This is a genomic window from Bradyrhizobium frederickii (assembly GCF_004570865.1).
GTDB lineage: Bacteria > Pseudomonadota > Alphaproteobacteria > Rhizobiales > Xanthobacteraceae > Bradyrhizobium > Bradyrhizobium frederickii.
Genome location: NZ_SPQS01000074.1, coordinates 1 through 5,772, shown reverse-complemented (window position 1 = coordinate 5,772; position 5,772 = coordinate 1). Strand labels below are relative to the sequence as shown.

3 protein-coding genes are annotated in these 5,772 nt (G+C 65.3%); all 3 read right to left on the bottom strand.

Going from position 1 to position 5,772, the window contains the following annotated elements; all coding sequences use genetic code 11:
* Positions 1-919 (bottom strand): DUF1522 domain-containing protein (locus E4K64_RS39055; RefSeq protein WP_135167602.1); only part of this gene is annotated, 919 nt, incomplete at its 3' end.
* A 328-nt stretch (positions 920-1,247) separates the two neighbouring features.
* A complete protein-coding gene (locus tag E4K64_RS39050) occupies positions 1,248-3,527 on the bottom strand; it encodes a DUF1522 domain-containing protein (RefSeq protein WP_135167601.1) in 2,280 nt (759 codons plus the stop codon).
* 360 nt (positions 3,528-3,887) lie between these two features.
* Positions 3,888-5,772 (bottom strand): DUF1522 domain-containing protein (locus E4K64_RS39045; protein WP_135167600.1); only part of this gene is annotated, 1,885 nt, incomplete at its 5' end.

Here is a 5,772-nt window from a genome sequence, read left to right as displayed (position 1 = left end):
CACCCGTCGAGCTCTTCAACGTGACGGCACCGCCGCCAACGCTCGAAGCAGTCTGGTTGAAGCTGGTCGCGATCGTCGCAGCACCGGCGCTGATCGATACCGTCTTGACGCCGCTGGCCAGATCGACCGCGGTCAACAGATCGCTGACAGTCGCAGCCGGGGTGCCCGCCGTGCCGAGATAGACGGTGGTGTTGCCGTTGCCGTCGGTGACGAGGTTGCCGCTGACGCCCGAACCGGCCGCAACCGCGGACGAGGCCGGAGCCGAGCCGCTGCGGAAGGTGATGGTCTTGCCGTTCACGGTCAGGGTGTCGCCGTCGGCGGGCTGAGCGTTGCTGGCAAGGCCGGTCGCGGTCGTGCCGTTGGTGGCGATCAGGGTGATGGCGCCGGTCAGGGCGGTGGTGCCGTCGCCGGCCGTTGCCGCGGTGCCCGTGAACGAGCCGATGGTGGCGCCAAGCGTCGTGGTGCCGTTCGCCGCCGTGGTGCCGCCGGCGGTGCCGTTGTACAGCACGTTGCTGCTCGCAGTCGCGCTGGCGAAGCTCGTGGTGCCGCGCAGGTCGGCCGCGGTCGCACCGGCAATTGTGGTCGAGACGTTGGACTTGGTGGAGTAACCGACCGTGGTCTGCAGCGCCTGGTTGGCGATCGACTTCGCGCTGTCGATCAGCTTCTGCAGCGAGGTCAGGCCGGTGTTGGCGGCCTGCAGCACCTGCACGCCGTTGGCGATGCTATCGAGCAGGTTGTTGATGTCGCTGGCGCGATTGTCGAGCGACTGAGCGGTGAAGAAGTTGGTGGGATTGTCCAGAGCCGAGTTGACGCTCTTGCCGGTCGACAGACGGTTCTGTGTGGTGGCGAGAAGATCGGCGGTGGACTGGAGAGAGAGCAGGTTCTGACGAACCGACGCAGAGAGAACAATACCGGACATGACTCTTACCCTTCTGGCTTACGCGTCTTCGTTCGATCGCTTCGGATCGAGTGACGGGGCCAGCGTGCCGCGACATGGCTAACAAAGGGTGAAACGAGCATCGCCTGCATAAGCGCCGGTTCACCATAAGCGCGGACAAGGCACCGATGGCAATCGGCAATCGGCCTGAAATCATTGGTATTTCTTCGCGCTTACGCTCCATTAACCATAACCGCTGGTTACTTTTTCGAGCCTGCCTGCCTTCCCGAAAATCTCGAGCCCTAAGCAAAAAGAAGGCGGCGGGGCCGAAGCCCCGCCGCCGGATCCTGCTTGCGATGTCTGCCGCTTGTTAGCGGAGCAGCTGCAGCACGCTCTGCTGCGACTGGTTCGCCAGCGACAGCGCGGAGACCGCGATGGACTGGCGGGTCGACAGCGCCTGGCTGTTGGCCGCCTCGACGTTGGTGTCGGCCAGCGTCAGGTTGGACGAACCGGTCTGCAGCACGTTGATCAGGTTCTTGTTGAAGTCCTGACGAACCTGCACGATCGTCAGGTTCGAGCCCAGAGCCGAAGCTTCCGAGCGCAGCGTGCTCGACGCGGAGTTCAGGTTGGTCAGCACCTTGTTGGTGGCAGCGTTGTCGATGAAGTCGACACCGCTGGTCAGCGCGGCGAGGCCCAGCCCCTTGGAGTTGTAGGTCACGCCGGTGATGCTGAGGCTCGACTTGGCCGTCTCGTCGAACACCAGCTTGAGCTGGTCGCCGTTCAAGAGGTTGACGCCGTTGAACGAGGAGTCCTGAGCGGTCGAGTCGATCTGGTTCAGGATGTTGTTGTACTGGTTGACCAGATTGGCACGCGAGGTCTGGGCAACCGTATCCTGGACGGGGGTGGAAGCCGTCGAGAAGGTCAGCGACGTCGTCAGCGTGCCGCCGATCGCACCACCCGCGGCCGTCGATCCGATGGTCGAGGACGCGTAGTCGTTGGTGGTCGAGACCGTCAGCAGGCCGTTGGCGTCGATCGTCGCCGTCAGGTTGTTGGCCTGAAGCTTGGTGTTGAGCTGATCGAGCGTCTTGACCGTGCCGTTGGTGCCGTCGCCGAAGGTGACATTGACCGCCGTGCCGCCGTTGAAGGAGGTGAAGGTCAAGGTCTTGCCGCTGATGCCGCCGACGCCCGAGGTGCGCGCCGCGGTGAACGCGGTCGCAGTCCCGGTGTTGCCGGCGAGGCCGAGCGCGTTCAGCGCGTTGCCGGTGCCGGTGATCGACAGGTCGGCATTGACGCCGGTCGAGAGCTTGAGCTGGCCGGAGGCGTTGATCGACGAGTTGGTCTGGCCGGTGGCGGTCGCAAGCGTTGCGGTGCCGTTGGCATTGACCGTGGCGGTCTGCACGCCGGTGGCAAGGTCGATCGCCTTCAGCACGTCGTTGACCGTGCCGCCCTGCAGATAGACCGTCGAGTTGCCGGCGCCGTCGGTGAGAACGTTACCGCTGGCACCGAAGCCGCTCGGAACGCTCGGAGCACCGGTCGAGCCCGGGATCGGCGCGTTCTTGAAGGTGATGACGTGACCGTCGACGTTCAGCGTCGAACCGTCCGCAATCGTCGCACCGAGCGAGGCCGCGCTCGTGGTCCGGTTGACGCTCACGGTGGCGTTGCCGCCGCCCACCGACGTGGTCAGGCCGAGCGACTTGAGCAGGTCGGCCTTGCCGGTGACGCTCAGATCCGCACCCGTCGAGCTCTTCAGCGTGACGGCGCCGCCGCCGACGCTCGAAGCAGTCTGGTTGAAGCTGGTCGCGATCGTCGCAGCACCGGCGCTGATCGATACCGTCTTGACGCCGCTGGCCAGATCGACCGCGGTCAACAGATCGCTGACAGTCGCAGCCGGAGTGCCCGCCGTGCCGAGATAGACGGTGGTGTTGCCGTTGCCGTCGGTGACGAGGTTGCCGCTGACGCCAGAACCGGACGCAACCGCGCTCGAGGCCGGAGCCGAGCCGCTGCGGAAGGTGATGGTCTTGCCGTTCACAGTCAGCGTGTCGCCGTCGGCGGGCTGAGCGTTGCTGGCAAGGCCGGTTGCGGTCGTGCCGTTGGTGGCGATCAGGGTGATGGCGCCGGTCAGGGCGGTGGTGCCGTCGCCGGCCGTTGCCGCGGTGCCCGTGAACGAGCCGATGGTGGCGCCGAGCGTGCTGGTGCCGGTTGCCGCCGTGGTGCCGCCCGCCGCGCCGCTATACACGACGTTGCTGCTCGCGGTCGCGCTTGCATAGGAGGTCGTGCCGCGCAGGTCGGCCGCCGTCGCACCCGAGATGGTGGTGGAGACGTTCGACTTGGTGGAGTAACCGACCGTGGTCTGCAGCGCCTGGTTGGCGATCGACTTGGCGCTGTCGATCAGCTTCTGCAGCGAGGTGATGCCGGTGTTGGCGGCCTGCAGCACCTGCACGCCGTTGGCGATGCCGTCGAGCAGGTTGTTGATGTCGCTGGCGCGGTTGTCGAGCGACTGAGCGGTGAAGAAGTTGGTGGGATTGTCCAGGGCCGAGTTGACGCTCTTGCCGGTCGACAGACGGCTTTGGGTGGTGGCGAGAAGATCGGCGGTGGACTGGAGAGAGAGCAGGTTCTGACGAACCGAGGAAGAGAGAACGATACCGGACATTGAGTGTTACCCTTCTGGTACGCAACGCAACAAACTTCGATTAGGATTAATCGATGTCCGGGACGGTGAAGGCAGACGGCTAACAAAGCATGAAGCGTGTCGCTCCAGTCCTTCCGCGGATTCACCATGTGCGCGTCCGGAGCCTGATCGTGCCCACCTATATCGTCATGATAGGATGATGCTTTTTGGTGCGGCGACGAGGCATTTGCGACTTGTCAACCATAACTCAGAGTGAGCAATTCGCTGTACTCGGACGGCATTGTTGCGACATTGCCGAGCGGCATTCTGATGCCGGCGCAAAAAGAAGGCGGCGGGGCCGAAGCCCCGCCGCCGGATCCTGCTTGCGATGTCTGCCGCTTGTTAGCGGAGCAGCTGCAGCACGCTCTGCTGCGACTGGTTGGCCAGCGACAGCGCGGAGACCGCGATGGACTGGCGGGTCGACAGCGCCTGGCTGTTGGCCGCTTCGGTGTTGGTATCGGCCAGCGTCAGGTTGGACGAGCCGGTCTGCAGCACGTTGATCAGGCTCTTGTTGAAGTCCTGACGAACCTGCACCACCGAGAGGTTCGAACCCAGAGCCGAGGCTTCCGAGCGCAGCGTGCTCGACGCGGCGTTGAGGTTGGTCAGCACCTTGTTGGTGGCGGCGTTGTCGATGAAGTCGACACCGCTGGTCAACGCGGCGAGGCCCAGACCCTTGGAGTTGTAGGTCACGCCGGTGATGCTGAGGTTCGACTTGCCGGTCTCGTCGAACACCAGCTTGAGCTGGTCGCCGTTCAAGAGGTTGACGCCGTTGAACGAGGAGTCCTGCGAGGTCGTGTCGATCTGGTTCAGGATGTTGTTGAACTGCGACACCAGATTGGCACGTGCGGTCTGAGCCACCGTATCCTGGACGGGGGTGGAAGCCGTCGAGAAGGTCAGCGACGTCGTCAGCGTGCCGCCGATCGCACCGCCCGCGGCGCTCGACCCGATGGTCGAGGACGCGTAGTCGTTGGTGGTGGAGATCGTCAGCAGGCCGTTGGCGTCGATCGTCGCAGACAGGTTGTTGGCCTGGAGCTTGGAGTTGAGCTGATCGAGCGTCTTGACCGTGCCGTTGGTGCCGTCGCCGAAGGTGACGTCAACCGCCGTGCCGCCGTTGAAGGAGGAGAAGGTCAAGGTCTTGCCGGCAATGCCGCCAATGCCGGAGTTGCGGGCCGCGGTGAAGGCGGTCGCAGTCCCGGTGTTACCGGCGAGGCCGAGCGCGTTCAGCGCGTTGCCCGTGCCGGTGACCGACAGGTCGGCATTGACGCCGGTCGAGATCTTCAGCTGGCCCGAGGCGTTGATCGACGAGTTGGTCTGGCCGGTGGCGGTCGCAAGCGTCGCGGTGCCGTTGGCGTTGACCGTCGCGGTCTGCACGCCGGTGGCAAGGTCGATCGCCTTCAGCACGTCGTTGATCGTGCCGCCCTGCAGATAGACCGTCGAGTTGCCGGCGCCGTCGGTGAGGACGTTGCCGCTGGCGCCAAAACCTGTCGGAACGCTCGGAGCACCGGTCGAGCCCGGGATCGGCGCGTTCTTGAAGGTGATGACGTGACCGTCGACGTTCAGCGTCGAACCGTCCGCAATCGTCGCACCGAGCGAGGCCGCGCTTGTGGTCCGGTTGACGCTCACGGTGGCGTTGCCGCCGCCCACCGACGTGGTCAGGCCGAGCGACTTGAGCAGGTCGGCCTTGCCGGTGACGCTCAGATCCGCACCCGTCGAGCTCTTCAACGTGACGGCACCGCCGCCAACGCTCGAAGCAGTCTGGTTGAAGCTGGTCGCGATCGTCGCAGCACCGGCGCTGATCGATACCGTCTTGACGCCGCTGGCCAGATCGACCGCGGTCAACAGATCGCTGACAGTCGCAGCCGGGGTGCCCGCCGTGCCGAGATAGACGGTGGTGTTGCCGTTGCCGTCGGTGACGAGGTTGCCGCTGACGCCCGAACCGGACGCAACCGCGCTCGAGGCCGGAGCCGAGCCGCTGCGGAAGGTGATGGTCTTGCCGTTCACAGTCAGCGTGTCGCCGTCGGCGGGCTGAGCGTTGCTGGCAAGGCCGGTTGCGGTCGTGCCGTTGGTGGCGATCAGGGTGATGGCGCCGGTCAGGGCGGTGGTGCCGTCGCCGGCCGTTGCCGCGGTGCCCGTGAACGAGCCGATGGTGGCGCCGAGCGTGCTGGTGCCGGTTGCCGCCGTGGTGCCGCCCGCCGCGCCGCTATACACGACGTTGCTGCTCGCGGTC

Coding starts and splice junctions, on each gene's coding strand:
- E4K64_RS39050 (WP_135167601.1), bottom strand. CDS start 3,527: ATGTCCGGTATCGTTCTCTCTTCCTCGGTTCGTCAGAACCTGCTCTCT.